Here is a 16868-nt window from a genome sequence, read left to right as displayed (position 1 = left end):
GTCGCGCAAGACTGAAGGGCAACATGGCTATTCTGCAAACGAAACAGTGAACGTTTACCACATGCCGCAGTCAATTTGAAGTCAAGGGGGGATAACAGTTACAGCCAAAGGAGATCTTAGTTGGTGGGCTACATGATATGAAAATTGGTGTGAATGGTCTTCTGCAATTCCTCGATCTTGAGCAGCGCGTGACGGATTCTTTCCCGCTCGTCCGTAGTCAGCTGATACGGGTTCAGGTAATAGGATTCCCGCTGGATCCCCTTGATCACCTTGATCTGCAGGAGAATGCGGTGACGGGTCAGGATATGGTAGGCATCGGAGAGGCCGGAGGCAGTATTGCGGGAAAAACTCCCTTCCTTTTCCAGGTGTTCGATCCGCTTCAGGGTGCTGGTGGCCGGGATCCCCTGATTGATCGACAAAATCCTTACATTCATTACCAACGGCGCCCAAGCCAGTAGCTTGATGTTGAATTCCCCTTTGTGCTCGCCAGAGCCTTCGGTCCAGAGCCGTTTCATGAAACCGAGCGCCAGTTTCATCTCTGTCGCAGCCTTGGCCATTCCCCACAGCACCGAGAAATAATCCCGTTCAAGCCCGCGAATCAGGTCGATAAGATCATTGGCCAGTTCTTTGTTGCCGGCGACATAGCGGGCATCAGAAAGAACGATCAGGTCCATCAGGTTTTTGCCATAGTCCTCGTATTCGTAACGAACAATAGCCAGTAGTTTTTTGCGCCACTGGGAATAAGAGCCGCGCCAGGTCGGATTAGAAGGCATGATATCGCCGGTACATTTTTTAAAACCGATATCCGCCAGCCGCTCCACCAGAAGTTCCGCAAACTCTTTGAAGTAAAGGTCCGCCTCTTCGCCACCGTCATCGGCATAAACAATCAGATAATCCTGGTCGGTTATGAGCGTCTGCTCCTCACGACCGTCGCTCCCCATGCTAATCAGGGCATAGGCAAGCGGCGGCAGACCTTTACCGGCCGCATCCATCTCTGCCTCTACCAGTTCAAGAGTGCGCCGGGCCAGGATATCTCGGTATTCGGTGCATGAGGCGTGAAGCGTCGGCACCGACTGCACTTTCAGGAACCGCTCCATCTCAAGGCTGTTAAGCTCTTCATGCCGCTGCTTCAACTCCGGATAAAGTGAGGTCGCCTGAACGTCCCGTGAGAGGCTGGTCTCACGACCAGACACTGAATCCAGCCAGACCTTTTCCCCATTAAAGTGATTGTATAAGGATCCCAGCAGGTCAACAGTCTCCTGGGTGTCCAGAAACGGCAATACCCCGCGGACACGGAGCAAAATCTGCTCCTGCAGCAAGGCAGGGGGTACTTTTATGACGATCTCTTGTTCCATGTTGATTACTCAAAAAAATGGGGAAGGCAAAGCCTTCCCCATATTTTATCACAGTGTAGCGCTAATGTTAGTGGTCGATCGCCTTGGCCATACCGATGCCGGTATTCTGGCGAACATAGATCTCGTCGAACATCTCTTCCGAACGACGGCTCGGGAATGCCAGGGTGCCGAGGATAGCAGCGATGAAGCCGATCGGGATCGAGAGGATGCCCGGGTTCTTCAGGGTGAAGAGCGGCTTGTCAAGGCCCATTACGGACTTGCCACCACGGTTCTTGGCTTCTTCTGCCTTCTTTTCAGAGATGGTCTTCATGGTCTTATCCATTGCCTCAGGCTTTATTTTGCCGTCTGCAATGTTCTTCTCAAGCAGGGTGTAGGCTTTTTTCGCATCATCGGCAACCTTGTTGGGGTAGGTCATGTTCGGAGATACCATAACCAGGCCGATGGAAGCAATGGTACCGACCAGCAGGCCGGAGATGACGCCAGCAGTGTTGAACTTACGCCAGAAGAGCGACATGACAACAACCGGCAGGTTACCTGAAGAGGCAACTGCGAACGCCAATGCAACCAGGTGGGCAACGTTCTGCTTCTCAGCTGCGATACCGATAACAATACCCATAACGCCAACAACAAGAGAGGTGATTCGAGCTGCCATAACCTGCTCGTGCTGGTCGGCATGGCCGTCCTTGATGACGTTAACATAGATGTCGTGGGCAATAGCTGCGGAAGCTGCCAGAACCAGGCCGGAAACAACCGCGAGGATCGTAGCGAAAGCAACGGCGCAAAGGAAAGCAAGGAGGAGGTCGCCGAGGAACGGCGAGATGTCGCTGCCGAGCTGTTTGGCGAGCATCATTGCTGCCATGTTGCCGCCTTTGTCAACCTTCTGGATACCCTGCGGAGTTACGTGGATAGCAGCACCGAAACCGAGCAGCGTGGTCAGGATGTAGAACGAACCGATGATCCACATGGCAACGATAACAGACTTACGTGCAGCCTGTGCCGTCGGAACGGTGAAGAAGCGCATAAGGATGTGCGGCATCCCGGCAGTACCGAGAACAAGGGCCATACCGAGGGAAATCTGGTCAAGCGGGTTGGTGAGGAACAGGCCAGGCTCAAGGAAACGCTGCCCGGCAAGTTCTGCGGTGACCTTTCCGGCTTCCATTTCCTTGATGAAAATCGGCAGAAGCTTGACATGGTCGATAATGTTCTGGCTGCCCGCGATGTCAGTGAAGAACTGGATCGGATTCATGTTGGACTTGAGCGCAACAAGAATGGAGAGAACACCGGCACCAGTCATGAGCAGACCGGCCTTGATGATCTGTACCCAGGTAGTTGCAGTCATACCACCGAAAACAACGTAACCAACCATCAGGATACCAACGCCGATAATTGCATAAGTATAAGGGATGCCAAGAAGGAGCTGCATCAGTTTACCGGCACCAACCATCTGAGCGGTGAGGTAGAAAGTCGATACGGCAACAACCGAAATAGCGGCAACAGCGCGCACCGGTTTCGGCTCGGTCCTGAAGGAAAGGATATCGCCCAGGGTGTACTTGCCTGCATTCCGACACGGCTCGGCAACGATCAGGAGCACGGTGATGTATGCCACCAGCCAGCCGACCGAGTACATGAACCCGTCATACCCGTAGAGGGAGATCATCCCGGAAATACCGAGGAACGAGGCAGCAGACATATAGTCGCCTGCAATTGCCCAACCATTCTGGGTTCCGGTAATGCCACCGCCGGCAGTGTAGAAGTCAGCAGCCGACTTGGTCTTCTTGGCTGACCAGACAACAACAGCCATGGTACAGGCAATAATGATCAGGAAGATCGGGATGGTGACTTTCGGATTGGCCTTGAGAGTACCCTTGTCGACCGGCGCTGCGGCAGGAGCTGCTGCGGGAGCAGGAACGGCCTGCATTGCTGCAGGAGCAGCCGCAGGTGCCGTTGTGGCTGCAGGGGCAGAGGCTGCCGGTGCGCCAGGAGCGGCGGCAGGAGCCTTCGGTTCTTCAGCGAATGCAAATGAGCCCAGTGAGAGGGCTAACGTTAATCCTACGAACAGTTTTTTCATGTTAGATCTCCTCCTTTACTTGAGCTCATCAACCAGTTCACGAGTGAGCCGGTCAAAGTCTTTGTTAGCGACGTGGGCATAGTACATTGCAAGTCCCCAGGATACGAAAAACTGGGAAAGAGCGAAAATGTATCCGAAGTTGATGTTGCTGATAATCTTGATCTTGAACAGACCCGGTGCGTATGCTGCACCAATCGGAAGCAGGAAATAGTAAACGGTGGAGAATATCCACCAACCGAACAAGAACACCGTCTTCTTGCGATGAAGTTCGATAAATTTTGGGTTCTTCGCTATTGCGCCCCAGTCGTATTGCCTTTCTGCCATGGTAGTTACTCCTTTCTTGGTAGATCAAACCTTGATGGAACGGCGTCCCGATCCATACGTTTCCTAAATGTCTGTCAGCTTGCGCAGCCTCCTTTCCGATTTATTGTAATCCTGCTGCATCCTTCCGTTTCAAATCGGTGCATACCCGAACTTCATCGACAACACCTCAGCGCCCTCTTTCAAAGAGGGGATAATTTCATTTTCAACACGGTCAGACAGCATTCTGAATGATGGGCCCAACATGGCGAGGGCGCCGATAACCTTTCCGGCATAATCCTTGATGGTAACAGCCACCGTTACCACACCTTCACCGAGCCCCCCCTGTTCAACGGCAACACCCTTCTCCCGGATGGCGGTCAATTCAGTGCCGAGCACCTCGAAATCCGGCAGATCCTTTCTCCGGCCACGCCTTTTAAAAAGCCTTTCGAGGATCTCCTGGGACTCAAGGGCCTTGAGCACCTTTCCAGCGGCATTGGTAAAGAACGGAAACTTCTTCCCTACCATAGGGGTTGTCTTCACGTTCTGCCAGCAATCAACCATGTCAAGGAACAGGACTTCGTCACCGAGCAACACAGTCAGATAAACCGCCTCATCATGCTTACGAACCAGCTCTTCCATGACCGGATGGGCGTGCCTGATGATACTGGCACTACTGATAAAGCGCTGAGCCAGGGCTACGGAACTCACTCCGAGACGATAAACCCCGCTCCCTTCCTCACGCTCCACCAGACCACGTCCCTCAAGAGTGGCCAGCAGGCGAAAAACCTTGTTTCGACTCAACCCAAGCCGCTCAGTCAGATTCGGGAGAGTTGCCGGCGGAACTTCATCGGCCAAGGCCTCAAGAAGATCAAGAGCCTTATCCACGGTCTGCACCGAATATGTACTTTTTTCTTTGGTCATGGCAGCCTGTGTTTACAAATTATTCAATGCCTGTTTTACAATTTGCAATTCAATTTTAAATATTTTTTAGCACGTCGTTTTATTTGTGTCAAGGGCATTTTTTTTACTCAAAACAGATGCCGATATTTTATCGCAATTCAAACAACTTATACATCAACACAAATACGCACACTTTTTTCAAATAGCGATACAGTCATATTAAAACAGAGTTTACAGTTTTTAGCGTAAAACCCAAACAAGCCTCTACAACCCATCAATTTCACAGGGATAATTTCTCGACAGCTCTTTACTAAAAAGTATATTAAATTTTTGCTAATTTTCAACATTTTAAACAATAAAATAGTTATCAGCCGGACAGTTTGCGACTAAGAGGATCTACAACCAAAACATATTTTCAGTTAAACAGGGATTGGATGGGACAGAAGAACAACCTATAAAGGAAAAGACAGAGGATTATAAATCTGAAATTTTCGCGTCAAACATTCTACCGATTTGGGCTCAATGGAATTTTATGGCAATCCCCTTGGCCCTGATCTTACTTGAAGGAAAAAACAGAAAGGTATCCCGCTCAACCCGAACCTCGGGCAAAACAACGGCATCAGCTCCGAGCCGATATGCTCGTTCACGCAGTGCATTATGGGCCCAGTCGTAGTCTTGGGGCGTAACCCCTTCTATATTGCCGATACGTTCGCTGCTGCACTCAAGAACCGCAATCTTCACATACGGCCTTTTTAGCTCATTCTGGTCCATAATTGGAGGATACAGTTCCGATACATTTCTGAATGTGGCGCACCCCGCCACAGAAAGAACCAAAAATATTGTCAGGAGAATACTGGCAATCGAGCAAACACCACCCTTTAAGCACCGGCCTTGTTTTTTAAAGTTCGCCATGAAATCCATTGGAAGCTCCTTTTCGGGAATACAGTTTAACTTCTTTTTCTGTCTTTACAAGAATGTTTTCTCCGTGCTAATATTTTCCGATTTTTACTCAAGATATTGCTGAAATACTTGTATTTTTCGTAAGGAGTCGAACATGTCGGGCCATAATAAATGGAGCACCATAAAGCACAAAAAAGGTGCTGCCGATGCCAAGCGGGGCAAGATTTTCACAAAGATCATTAAAGAGATTTCAGTTGCTGCCAAGCTTGGTGGTGGCGATCCAGCAGCCAATCCCAGGCTGCGTACTGCTATTGATAAGGCTAAGGGCGAGAACATGCCCAAAGATAATATCGAACGGGCAATTAAAAAGGGAACCGGCGGCATGGAGGGGGTTACCTACGAGGAGACTACCTACGAGGGATACGGGCCGAACGGGGTGGCAGTACTGGTAGAGGTAATGACCGACAACCGCAACCGTACTGTATCGGATGTCCGCAGCATATTCACCAAGTGCAACGGCAATATGGGTGAAACCGGCTGCGTTTCCTGGATATTCGACAAGAAGGGGCTGATCACCTACAGCAAAGCCACTGACTTCGAGAAGCTTTTTGAATGCGCCCTGGAAGCAGGCGCTGACGATGTGGTTGAAGAAGATGAACAAATTGAAGTGCTGACCGATCCTTCCGCTTTCATGGAGGTTCGTGAAACACTTGAGAAAGCCGGTTTCAAGCATGAGTCGGCGGAAATTACCATGATCCCGCAAACCATGGTAAAGTTGGAAGGAAAAGCTGCCGAGAGCATGCTGAAAATGATGGACCGACTGGAAGACAATGACGATGTACAGAACGTCTATGCGAATTTCGACATCTCTGCCGAAGAGATGGAAAAAATGATGTAACCCTTGGGGCGGGCTTGACCCGCCCTTTATTTTTGGACCCCTTCATATGAAAGTCTTAGGCATCGACCCCGGCTCACGCATCACCGGATACGGCATTATCCAGAAGCTTGGGAACCGTCTGCTCCACGTTGACAACGGTGCAATTTTCACTGATACATCCGGCGATTTTCCGCAGCGTCTGCACAAAATATATACCGGGCTTACCGAAGTGATCGAGCGTTACCAACCCGACGCAATGGCGATTGAACAGATCTTTTTCTCTAACAACGTCCAGAGCGCCCTTAAACTGGGACAGGCGCGCGGCGCAGCAATCGTGGCCGGAGTCAATGCCGGTCTCCCAGTTGCCGAATACACCGCTCTTCAGGTCAAGCAGGCCGTGGTCGGTCATGGCAAGGCCGCAAAGGAACAGGTACAGCAGATGGTAAAAATTCTTCTCAATCTCCCGGAAATCGCCCAGGCCGATGCCTCCGATGCCTTGGCAGTCGCGATCTGTCATGCAAACTCGGTTGCTCTCCGCACCGCGGGTAAAATCCGATGATTGCCCTGCTTACCGGCATTGTTGCCCACAAGGGACCGGACATGGTGATCCTGGACGTAGGTGGCGTCGGCTACCGGGTTCAGATTCCGTTCTCAACCTATTTCGATCTGCCGGATGAGGGGGGGAAAACCACACTCCACATCCATACCAATGTTAAAGAAGATGCCATAAATCTCTACGGGTTCCGCTCAGCAACGGAGAAATCGTTCTTTCAGCTGCTGCTCACTGTTTCCGGCGTCGGACCAAAGCTGGCGCGCGATATCCTCTCCAACTGTCAGGTCGCTGATCTAGCTTCAGCCCTGGTTCGCGGCGACATCGCCAGACTGTCCTCGATCCCCGGAATCGGCAAAAAAACTGCCGAACGACTGATCCTCGAGCTCAAAGACAAGGTAGCAAAACTTGATATTGCAGCATCCATCAAGGAAGGGGCAACGTCAACGCCAGCCGCGGGTATTCGCGATGATGTCTCTTCAGCGCTGATAAACCTTGGGTACAAAGAAGCGCAGGTGAACAAGGTCCTGAACGACCTGGAAATACCTGACGGTGCAGCCATGGAAACCGTCCTTAAACTGGCATTGAAACAACTAATGAAGTAAGCCCACCAGGTACCGACAATGGATCGAATAATCACCCCTGACATAACCGAAGACGACCTCTTCCTTGAGACAACACTCCGGCCTAAGGCCCTTGCCGAGTATATCGGCCAGGAAAAGGCAAAAGGAAACCTGAGGGTTTTCATTGATGCGGCCAGAAAACGGGGCGAGGCGCTTGATCATGTCCTGCTCTACGGCCCGCCCGGCTTGGGCAAGACAACCCTGGCCAACATTATTGCCTGCGAAATGGGGGTAAGCATCAAGTCGACCTCAGGCCCGGTGATAGAGCGCCCCGGCGACCTGGCAGCCATTCTCACCAATTTGGAACCGCATGATGTGCTCTTCATCGACGAGATCCACCGGCTCTCGCATGTGGTTGAGGAGATCCTTTATCCAGCCATGGAAGATTTCCAACTGGATATCATTATCGGACAGGGGCCGAGCGCCAGAACCATCAAGCTGGACCTCCCCAAATTCACCCTGGTCGGTGCCACCACCAGGGCAGGACTGCTTTCGTCGCCACTTCGCGACCGCTTCGGGGTCATATCCCGTCTCGAGTTCTACACCCAGGAAGAACTTGCCACTATTGTAACCCGATCGGCCAGGATTCTCGACATCCCGATAGTGCCGGAAGGGTCGCTGGAGCTTGCCCGCCGCTGCCGGGGGACCCCGAGGATCGCCAACCGACTGCTGCGAAGGGTTCGAGACTTTGCCCAGGTAAAAGGTGACGGCGTCATATCCATGCCGGTGGTGGATGATGCCCTGGCGTTGCTGGAGGTTGACCAGATGGGGTTCGACCACATGGATCGCACCATCCTGCTGACCATTATCGACAAGTTCGGCGGAGGCCCTGTTGGTCTTGATACCCTGTCGGCGGCAGTATGCGAAGAAAGCGGCACCATTGAAGATGTCATTGAACCCTTTCTTATCCAACAGGGGTTCCTTAATCGCACCCCGCGCGGCAGGGTCGCCACCCAGGCAGCATTTCTCCATTTCGGCCGACCGGCACCAACTTCATCCCAAGGGAGCATGTTCTGAGATGCAACTCATTCTCGACTTCCCGGTCAAACCACATTACGACTTTGCCAACTTTGTAGTCTGTAGCGGCAACGAAACGGCATTCCGTTTTACCCAGCGGCTGGTCTCCCCTGATGCGGAAGAGACCCTGCTCTACCTGCATGGCCCGGCCGGCTCCGGGAAAACCCACCTTCTGGAGGCTTGCGCCGCGGCAATCGGGAGACACCTGGACATTGCTGCGCCAGCACCAATATTTTCGTTCAAGGAGACTCCGGGGATGGCATCCAGCGCTATTGCCGCCCTTCTGCAGAGGCGCTTCCTGGAGGCGCCGGCGCTCCTCGTTGACGACCTCCATCTGGCACCACCCGACCAAACCATGAAGGGCGCGGTCTGGCAACTGTTCAACGACTTTCATGCCATGGGCAAGCCGATAGTCACAACAGGTCTCACCCCACCGAAGGAGCTTTCCAACCTGGATGACCACTTGGCGTCTCGTCTCTTATGGGGGCTGGTGGCGCGAGTCGATGTTTCTGACGATGAATCGCGGCAGATGATCATCAAAAAACTGGCTGCAGACCGCCAAGTCACCTTCCCTGACGATGTCAGCGAATTCCTGCTCCGCCAGCTTCCCAGAGACATTCCTACTCTTATCGGAACCCTGGACCGCATCATCCGCCATGCCATTGCTACGGCCCGCAAGGTGACCCCACGGCTGGCAGCCGAGGTGCTGAATAATAAGGGCGACCAACAATGAGAATCCTGCTCCATATCTGTTGTGCCCCCTGTTCAATCGTCCCGTTGCAATCACTCAAGGCCGAAGGCCATGACGTAACCGGCTTCTTTTTCAACCACAACATCCACCCCTACCAGGAATACAAGCGCCGCCTCGATGCCGTCAAAGAGTATGCAGCCATGGTTGATCTAGAAATGACTATCATGGATAACTACCTTGTTGAGGAGTTTCTTGCTGCTGTTGCCGGAGATCCGGCAAACCGCTGCAGCTACTGCTATGCATCCCGGCTTGCAGTCGCGGCCCGCACGGCAGCAGAACAGGGATTCGACGCCTTCACCTCATCGCTCCTATACAGCCGCTACCAGCGTCACGACGAGATCCGTAAAACAGGAGAAGACCTGGCAATGCAACATGGCATCGCCTTTCATTACGACGACTACCGTACCGGCTGGCAGGAAGGGATCCGGATTTCCAAGGAACTGGGGCTCTATCGCCAGCAGTACTGCGGATGCATCTATTCTGAAAAGGATCGTTACTGGAAACCATGATACCAGGTCTTGGCAAATCCCTCATTGTCATCGGCCTTCTGATCGCCCTTGTCGGCGTCCTGCTCACTATTGCCGGAAAGCTCCCCTGGATTGGTCGTCTCCCGGGAGACCTCTATATCAAAAAAGAAAATTTCACCTTCTATTTCCCTCTGGCAACAAGCATCATTGTTTCCCTTATCCTCTCATTCATCCTCTGGCTTTTGAGAAAATAGTCATAAAACACTATCTGTCTTGTCATGACGTGATTTCCTGTTACCTTTTAATCTGTTGATATCCTCAATTAAAGGAGTGAATCATGTTTGAACTTCTCGAAAAGGCGTTTCTGTCTGGGCTTGGCGCAATAGCAATGACTCAGAAAATGGGGGAAGAGCTCGTCAAGGACTTGAAAGACAAGTACAAGATGAGCGAGGAAGAAGGAAAAGCGTTCTTGGATAAAATGCAAACCATGGCCAAAGAGAGCAGGCAAAAAGTCAGCGACCTGGCAGATCAGGAGGTCAAGAAAACGATTGAAAGAATCGGCCTTGTATCAAAAGACGATTACGATCGGCTGCTGAAGCGCATAGAAGAGCTGGAGAACCGCCAGTAAGGAGAGTTGGCACTACCGAATGCTCAATATTATCCAGCTCAATCGAAATATCAGGACCATCAGGCGTTACCGGCAGATCAGCCGTATTCTTTTCAAATACGGGTTCGATCATATTCTGGAATACCTCAACATTCCAAGCAGGTTGGCCCGAGGGAGACGCCTGTTCAGGCAACAGGAAGCCAAGATCGCCACCCTTTCGCCGGCTGAGCGAATGAGGCTTGTTTTGGAGGAACTGGGGCCGACGTTTATAAAGCTCGGCCAGATCCTTTCCACCCGCCCGGACGTGATCCCTCGCCAGTTCGTCAATGAATTTGCAAAACTGCAGGATATGGTGCCAGCATTCAGCATTGACGATGTGCGCAGCCAGGTTCGCCATGAACTTCACGGCGAAATAGAAGAACTGTTCTCGTCATTCGACATTGAGCCGATCGCCGCCGCCTCCATCGCCCAGGTCCACAGGGCTACGATGCTGACAGGTGAGAACGTTGTTGTCAAAATAAGGCGACCCAACATTGAAGAACAAGTTGAGACCGATATCGATGCGCTGTTCTGGCTGGCGCAGCTTATCGAGCGCCATATTGCCAACAAGGAGGTGTACGAACCTGTTGCCCTGGTAAGAGAGTTTGCCCGGACCATCCGCCGGGAGATGGACTTTACCAGAGAAGGCCACACCATTGAAAAAATCGCCGCAAACTTTACCGGCGATCCTACAATGTATTTCCCTAAAGTCTACTGGAATGCATCCTCGCGGGGCATCTTAACGCTTGAATTCATTGATGGAATAAAGGTTTCTGAGCATGAAGCGCTTGCCAATGTCGGGATGGATCTGCAGGAAATTGCTCGTCGCGGGGCAAACGCAATAATCAAGATGGTACTGGAAGACGGTTTTTTCCATGGAGATCCTCACCCGGGAAATGTGTTCATCATGCCCGGCAATGTCATCTGCCTGCTGGATTACGGCATGGTTGGCCGGCTCGATGAACAGCTGAAAAATTACCTGCTTGACGTTCTTGTCGCCATAATCAGAAAAGATGTCGATGAGGTCATTGACCTGCTGCTCCAGTCTGGAGACATCGCAGACACCTTGAACACAAGGCACCTGCGCCGAGACATTTCCGAATTTATCGATAGCTATTATGAAATACCGCTTCGCGAAATAGAAGTTGGCAGGATGTTTTCAGAGTTCATAGAGGTTGCCACAACCCATCAGATCAAGTTCCAGGCAGACCTGATGCTGCTTTCCAAAACACTGATCACCGTCGAAGGCATGGGGCGTGAACTAGACCCTGGTTTTGACATGGTCGAATACCTGCGACCGTTCATCGAAAAAGCTATTAAAGCTCGCATCTCTCCTCGCAATATCGAAGCATTCTTCAAAGAGAATCTCAAGCCATACCTGAAATTGGCCCGTACTATCCCCAGAGACGTAAGAAATTTTCTTGCCAGAGTCAATCGCAACAACTTCAAGATAGACCTTGAGCATCGTGGACTGGACCGGCTCATTGCCGAATTGGACAAGTCGATAAACCGCCTCTCTTCAAGCCTGATCATTGCAGCATTGATCGTCGGGTCTTCTATTGTCATGCAGATCGACAAAGGCCCGAAGCTCATGGGGTTTCCTCTTTTTGCCTTCATGGGTTATTCGATTGCCGGAATGATCGGCTTTCTTTGGCTGATCGCCATCATACGTTCAGGCAGACTTTAACTCGCCGTTATTCCGAATCCTTCCTTTTACAGACCGCAACACTCCGGACTGTCCAGTTTTTTCTTTATTTATGGCGACATGATGATCTATAAACAATGCATTGTTCGCAATGAATGGAGATAAAATGCAGGATCCGGCCAAGAACATCCTCCCAGCACCTGAAAAACGAAAAAGACGGCGGGAATGGCTCATCATTATTGTCTCGCTGGTACTTATACTTGCTTTCACCTATTCAGAGATTCATCTTTCCAAGCTGAGCTCAGATGCGCCATTCAGCAGCAATATCCTGATATTCGGCATCATCAACATTGTAATTTTACTAATAATTCTGCTTATTTACCTCGTAGCAAGAAATGTAGCCAAACTCTTCCTTGAGCGAAAGCAAAATGTCCTCGGCGCAAAACTACGGACAAAGCTGGTCATCGCCTTTGTCGGCCTGTCACTGGTACCGACCATGATGCTGTTCTTCGTTTCGGCCGGATTTATCACCAACAGCATCCAGAACTGGTTCAACACTCAGGTAGAGACATCGCTCAGCGAGTCGATGGAAGTTGCCCAAACCTACTACAAGACGTCCGCTGCAAATGCACTCTATTATGCCAAACAGATAAGCTCGCAAATCAGACAACAGAAACTGCTGAATGATGAAAACCTGCCGTTACTCAAAGAGCTGATTCGCAACAAGCAAAAGGAATACAACCTCGGCGTAGTAGAGGTCTATTCAGCTCAAAGAGAGGAACTGTCACGCGCAACCAACAGCCGTCTGCCCATTGGGGAATTCACTAATCCATCTTCCGAAGATATCAGCGTCGGCCTGCAAGGGAAAGAATTGACCCGTATAAATGCCATCGGCAAAGCGGACCTGATACGGGGCATTGTCCCGGTGTACTCGACGTGGAATCAACGGGATGTGGTCGGGGTCGTAGTAGTTAATTATTACGTTCCCTACTCTCTGGTTAGCAAAATGAAGGAGATCACTAACTCTTACAACGAGTTCAGACAACTAAAAATCCTGAAAAACCCGATCACCACCGGCTACATTCTCACACTGTTCCTGATAACCATGGTAATCGTTTTTCTTGCCGTATGGTTTGGCATATACCTGGCTAAAAACCTGACAAATCCGATACAGGAACTGGCGAGGGCAACAAGAGAGGTTGCCGAAGGGAATCTGGATGTCCATCTAGGAGAAGTGCGCAATGATGAAATAGGAATGCTTATTGATGCCTTCAATAAAATGACCGATGATTTACGCATTAATCAACAGCAGTTGAAGGCAACAACAGACGAAGTTATCAGAAGCAACCAGGAGCTGGAGCAACGGCGTCTGTACATGGAAACCGTTTTGAGAAATGTCACGGCAGGGGTCATTTCTGTAGATAAAGAAGGGAACATAATCACCATCAACAACTCGGCGCAAAGGCTGCTGAACGTTAATGCCCCTGCAGTCTCCGGCAAGAACTTCCGAGAGGTTCTCAAGCCGGTCTATCTGGATATTGTAAAAGATATGCTTAGAGATCTGGTGATCACCAAAAAGGGCGGGGTGAGAAAACAGGTTACTATACCGATGAACGAGGGCCAGATAACCTTACTGATCAGTCTTTCGATCCTGCGCGACGATAGTGACGAATTCATCGGGACAGTTGTGGTTTTCGATGACATGACCCAACTGATAAAAGCCCAGCGCATGGCGGCTTGGCGTGAAGTAGCCCGCAGAATTGCTCATGAAATCAAAAACCCTCTCACCCCAATACAACTATCTGCGCAAAGGCTTCGCAAACGTTATCTGGAGCGTTTCAACGAAAACGAGACCATCTTCGACGAATGTACTCAGATGATTATCAAATCAGTTGATGAGCTGAAAACTCTGGTCAACGAGTTTTCCAGCTTTGCCCGAATGCCGGCCTCGCACCCCACAATTAACAATCTAAACGACCTGATAACTGAATCAATGACCCTTTACGACCAAGCACATAAGGCTATATCATTTACCTTCAAGCAGGACCAGTCACTGCCACCATTTCTGTTTGATCGAGACCAGATCAAGCGTGTATTCATAAACCTGCTTGATAATGCGGTAACGGCAGTCGGTGACTCCGGGGAAATTCTCATAGAGAGCAGTTACAATAAGGATTTGCATATCGCAGTGTGTACCTTCGCGGATACCGGCCACGGCATTGAGCCTGCTGACCGTGACCGGTTGTTTGAGCCGTATTTTTCAACCAAGAAATCAGGTACCGGCCTTGGCCTCGCCATAGTTAACACCATAATATCTGACCACAACGGTTTCATCAGGGTTAAGGACAATTCGCCGAAGGGCACCAAATTTATCATCGAACTGCCGGTAATATTCTCTTAGGCAGGGCTGACATTCGCTAGATAATACTCACAAAGAAAGCAAAACGCCCCGCTCCTCAAAAAAAGAACAGGGCGTTTCGGTAATTAATTCCTAGCAAGCTCAATTAATTGTTATAGAACTCCCAGCACTGGCATTGTTGTTCTCGTCTGATTCTAGCACTACGTTATAAGGATCCACAATCGCTCCGATGTAGTAAGACCCTCTTTTACCTACGGGAATCGTACCATAGGTATCTACGACCTGTTCCGTACCAGCACGCATTTCGTACTTTGGGACCCCCCGCCCAATGTATGTATCATTTTCTGTTATGATACTATCGTCAGAAAGATAGAGCCTAACCTCATAGTTGCCTCCAGCTTTTGACTGCCCCTGATTCTTCACCGTAAATGGTACTAAGATAACCTGGCCTGCATTTGCGGCTAAAGGTGGGTTACTATTGGATATTACAAGATCGGGATAAACGCGTGTAATAGCTATCTGACTTACGGCACTGACATTATTAATCTCGTTAGATTCTGCCACATAGTTAGCATCATCCGCAATCACCCCAATGTAGTAAGTCCCACTAGGGACTACTGGAATAGTTACCCCTAAGGGCAAGATCCGTTCCTCTCCAGGAGCAAGGTTGAAGTTTGGAAACGCGAACCCAATGCGTCTATCTGCAGTAGTAATGAGGTTATCATCTGAAAGGTAGATCCCCACTGGTCGGCTTGCGGTTTCTGCGCGTAACTGTCCCTGGTTCTTCAATGCGACAGTAAAATAAATAGACTGCTCGGTATTTGCAGTTGCTGGGGGTGGGGTGGGCATAGATGGTATGATTAGATCAACACCATATGAGAGCAGTTCTGCAGAGCTTAAAGCTTTATAAAAAGGCATGCCCTCATTATCTCCTCCTACAATAAGCACCCTGCCATCAGACAATAACGTAGAGGTATGGCCAACTCTTCCTGTTTCCAGGAGGCCATCCAACAGCTGAAAAGAATTGTTAGAAGGGTCATAGATTTCAACCGTCCTACTGAAACTCCCGTTAACTAAGCCGCCAATAAGAAGCGTTTTACCACAGCCAACCGTGGTCGAAGTATGCCCGGAGCGCGGGGAAGTCAAGAAATTCCCAATGCTAAACGCTGATGTCGCGGGATCGTAAATCTCCGAAGTACTCAGATTGCTTACGCCATTGTTACCACCAGTGATCAGCACCTTGCCATTAGCAAGCAGGGTAGCAGCGTGACCGGTACGAGAAGATAGCAAGTAAAGATTGGCGAATGAGCCATTATCATGTTCCGCCGGACTTGTAGGATTAGAGTCAGGCGTATACAATTGAGCGTCGTTGGTAACCGTAAGGTCTGAAGTCCTCCCCCCGGCAAGTAGGACTTTGCCGTTATTGAGCAATGTTGCCGTATGTTCTTGTTGCGAAAATCCATTCAATGTCCAAACATATATAAATGTGCGACTGACAGGATCATACGTCTGTGAAAATCCATAATCCCCCCGCACTAAAACTCTGCCATTTTGCAGTAGTGTTGCAGTATTGAGAGTTATTCCGTTTGCCATGGAACCAACCGGTGTGAATTGCCCGGTGCTTGGGTCATAGAGTTCGGCAGTAGAATTGCCTTCTCCGCCGGCTATCAGTACAGTTCCATCATTGAGAAGAGTTGCCGTGTGGTTTCTACGCGGGGAGTTCATTGTTCCTGTTTCAGAAAAGAAACCCGTCAAAGGGTCAAAGATTTCAGCAGTTGCCTGAGGCATGCCGAGACGGTCCTTGCCGCCAGTAACCAGAACTTTATTGTTCTTCAACAAGGTTGCTGTATGACCTGAACGTTGATACTGCATACTGCCCGGCGACTGTGTTATAACGTCAAGCGCCAAGGCAGGACGGCCAACCATACATAACAACACAAAAAACATAACTGCCGATATCACAACTAAATCAAATCTTACAGTAATCCACTTCCTTTCAACATCCTTTGTTTTCATATGCTCCCCTTTTAAATAAATTATTCATTTCGAAGGACATAGAAGATATTGATTAAACCGATTTGGCCTTCGGCTACCAATATATACATCCCCGAAAAGAACATTGAATTAATGAATACAAAAAACAAGTAAGCTAAACAAACCAATAAGCCTTTAACTTTTAGCAACCAAAACTACTTTAAATTATTACATTTTTCAATTTCGAAAAACGGAATGTTTTACATAGGGATACCCCTATCAACTTAATAATCAAATTTTAATTAATTTAAATCTGAAACTGCGTACACTAGCAATTCTAATGCATTAAAACATTAAGCGCGGCGCTCTTGGTAACCTTGTAGCCTTGGAAACAGGCACCATGACCATATATCACAGTGTCAACATGGATAAC

At 49.8% G+C, this 16868-nt stretch carries 16 protein-coding genes; 10 read left to right on the top strand and 6 right to left on the bottom strand.

Annotated elements, in window-relative coordinates:
• Positions 1–128 precede the first annotated feature (128 nt).
• From KI809_RS16785 to KI809_RS16765, 5 genes are all read right to left on the bottom strand, one after another.
• Entirely contained in the window at positions 129–1355 is a 1227-nt protein-coding gene (locus tag KI809_RS16785; RefSeq protein WP_214172751.1) for a putative nucleotidyltransferase substrate binding domain-containing protein, read from the bottom strand.
• 67 nt (positions 1356–1422) lie between these two features.
• The gene (locus KI809_RS16780) at positions 1423–3423 is read right to left on the bottom strand and encodes a solute symporter family protein (protein WP_214172750.1); all 2001 of its coding nucleotides are present in this window, start codon (positions 3421–3423) and stop codon (positions 1423–1425) included.
• 15 nt (positions 3424–3438) lie between these two features.
• Entirely contained in the window at positions 3439–3747 is a 309-nt protein-coding gene (locus KI809_RS16775; protein ID WP_214172749.1) for a DUF485 domain-containing protein, read from the bottom strand.
• Between the two features lie 129 nt (positions 3748–3876).
• Positions 3877–4647 (bottom strand): IclR family transcriptional regulator, encoded by a 771-nt coding sequence (locus tag KI809_RS16770; RefSeq protein WP_214172748.1) that lies wholly within the window; start codon positions 4645–4647, stop codon positions 3877–3879.
• Between the two features lie 498 nt (positions 4648–5145).
• Positions 5146–5547, bottom strand: coding sequence for a hypothetical protein (locus tag KI809_RS16765; protein WP_246559475.1), 402 nt, complete (start codon positions 5545–5547; stop codon positions 5146–5148).
• 133 nt (positions 5548–5680) lie between these two features.
• Here KI809_RS16765 and KI809_RS16760 point away from each other — a divergent pair, with 133 nt between their 5' ends.
• The 10 genes from KI809_RS16760 (at position 5681) to KI809_RS16715 (ending at position 14503) form a co-directional block, all read left to right on the top strand.
• A complete protein-coding gene (locus KI809_RS16760) occupies positions 5681–6424 on the top strand; it encodes a YebC/PmpR family DNA-binding transcriptional regulator (RefSeq protein ID WP_214172747.1) in 744 nt (247 codons plus the stop codon).
• Between the two features lie 46 nt (positions 6425–6470).
• On the top strand, positions 6471–6962 hold the full coding sequence (ruvC, locus tag KI809_RS16755; RefSeq protein ID WP_214172746.1) for a crossover junction endodeoxyribonuclease RuvC: 492 nt from the start codon (positions 6471–6473) through the stop codon (positions 6960–6962).
• Positions 6959–7558, top strand: a complete 600-nt coding sequence (gene ruvA, locus KI809_RS16750; protein ID WP_214172745.1) for a Holliday junction branch migration protein RuvA — start codon at positions 6959–6961, stop codon at positions 7556–7558. Before ruvC ends, ruvA begins: the two co-directional genes overlap by 4 nt.
• Before the next feature lie 18 nt (positions 7559–7576).
• Positions 7577–8593 carry a Holliday junction branch migration DNA helicase RuvB gene (gene ruvB, locus KI809_RS16745; RefSeq protein ID WP_214172744.1) on the top strand — a complete coding sequence of 339 codons (1017 nt, stop codon included), beginning with the start codon at positions 7577–7579 and terminating at the stop codon, positions 8591–8593.
• Position 8594: 1 nt separating this feature from the next.
• Entirely contained in the window at positions 8595–9326 is a 732-nt protein-coding gene (locus KI809_RS16740; RefSeq protein ID WP_214172743.1) for a DnaA/Hda family protein, read from the top strand.
• Complete coding sequence (locus tag KI809_RS16735) at positions 9323–9853, top strand: epoxyqueuosine reductase QueH (RefSeq protein ID WP_214172742.1); 531 nt, start codon at positions 9323–9325, stop codon at positions 9851–9853. The genes KI809_RS16740 and KI809_RS16735 overlap by 4 nt, the downstream gene beginning before the upstream one ends.
• A complete protein-coding gene (locus tag KI809_RS16730; RefSeq protein ID WP_214172882.1) occupies positions 9853–10065 on the top strand; it encodes a DUF2905 domain-containing protein in 213 nt (70 codons plus the stop codon). Before KI809_RS16735 ends, KI809_RS16730 begins: the two co-directional genes overlap by 1 nt.
• Positions 10066–10148: 83 nt before the next feature.
• Positions 10149–10439: a phasin family protein gene (locus tag KI809_RS16725; protein ID WP_214172741.1), complete on the top strand. Its 291-nt coding sequence runs from the start codon at positions 10149–10151 to the stop codon at positions 10437–10439.
• Positions 10440–10458: 19 nt separating this feature from the next.
• Entirely contained in the window at positions 10459–12144 is a 1686-nt protein-coding gene (ubiB, locus tag KI809_RS16720) for a 2-polyprenylphenol 6-hydroxylase (RefSeq protein ID WP_214172740.1), read from the top strand.
• A gap of 124 nt (positions 12145–12268) precedes the next feature.
• Positions 12269–14503, top strand: coding sequence for a sensor histidine kinase (locus KI809_RS16715; RefSeq protein WP_214172739.1), 2235 nt, complete (start codon positions 12269–12271; stop codon positions 14501–14503).
• Between the two features lie 99 nt (positions 14504–14602).
• Here the strand turns inward: KI809_RS16715 and KI809_RS16710 are convergent, their stop codons facing one another.
• Positions 14603–16477, bottom strand: coding sequence for a CARDB domain-containing protein (locus KI809_RS16710; RefSeq protein ID WP_214172738.1), 1875 nt, complete (start codon positions 16475–16477; stop codon positions 14603–14605).
• Positions 16478–16868: the final 391 nt, after the last annotated feature.

Source organism: Geoanaerobacter pelophilus (assembly GCF_018476885.1).
Lineage (GTDB): Bacteria > Desulfobacterota > Desulfuromonadia > Geobacterales > DSM-12255 > Geoanaerobacter > Geoanaerobacter pelophilus.
Note: the sequence above shows the minus strand (reverse complement) of the source record. Positions and strands in the feature narration are given on the sequence as shown.

Excerpts from the sequence above, each read along its gene's own strand:
- KI809_RS16785 (WP_214172751.1), bottom strand. The coding sequence starts at position 1,355 with ATGGAACAAGAGATCGTCATAAAAGTACCCCCTGCCTTGCTGCAGGAG.
- KI809_RS16780 (WP_214172750.1), bottom strand. The coding sequence starts at position 3,423 with ATGAAAAAACTGTTCGTAGGATTAACGTTAGCCCTCTCACTGGGCTCA.
- KI809_RS16775 (WP_214172749.1), bottom strand. The coding sequence starts at position 3,747 with ATGGCAGAAAGGCAATACGACTGGGGCGCAATAGCGAAGAACCCAAAA.
- KI809_RS16770 (WP_214172748.1), bottom strand. The coding sequence starts at position 4,647 with ATGACCAAAGAAAAAAGTACATATTCGGTGCAGACCGTGGATAAGGCT.
- KI809_RS16765 (WP_246559475.1), bottom strand. The coding sequence starts at position 5,547 with ATGGATTTCATGGCGAACTTTAAAAAACAAGGCCGGTGCTTAAAGGGT.
- KI809_RS16760 (WP_214172747.1), top strand. The coding sequence starts at position 5,681 with ATGTCGGGCCATAATAAATGGAGCACCATAAAGCACAAAAAAGGTGCT.
- ruvC (WP_214172746.1), top strand. The coding sequence starts at position 6,471 with ATGAAAGTCTTAGGCATCGACCCCGGCTCACGCATCACCGGATACGGC.
- ruvA (WP_214172745.1), top strand. The coding sequence starts at position 6,959 with ATGATTGCCCTGCTTACCGGCATTGTTGCCCACAAGGGACCGGACATG.
- ruvB (WP_214172744.1), top strand. The coding sequence starts at position 7,577 with ATGGATCGAATAATCACCCCTGACATAACCGAAGACGACCTCTTCCTT.
- KI809_RS16740 (WP_214172743.1), top strand. The coding sequence starts at position 8,595 with ATGCAACTCATTCTCGACTTCCCGGTCAAACCACATTACGACTTTGCC.
- KI809_RS16735 (WP_214172742.1), top strand. The coding sequence starts at position 9,323 with ATGAGAATCCTGCTCCATATCTGTTGTGCCCCCTGTTCAATCGTCCCG.
- KI809_RS16725 (WP_214172741.1), top strand. The coding sequence starts at position 10,149 with ATGTTTGAACTTCTCGAAAAGGCGTTTCTGTCTGGGCTTGGCGCAATA.
- ubiB (WP_214172740.1), top strand. The coding sequence starts at position 10,459 with ATGCTCAATATTATCCAGCTCAATCGAAATATCAGGACCATCAGGCGT.
- KI809_RS16715 (WP_214172739.1), top strand. The coding sequence starts at position 12,269 with ATGCAGGATCCGGCCAAGAACATCCTCCCAGCACCTGAAAAACGAAAA.
- KI809_RS16710 (WP_214172738.1), bottom strand. The coding sequence starts at position 16,477 with ATGAAAACAAAGGATGTTGAAAGGAAGTGGATTACTGTAAGATTTGAT.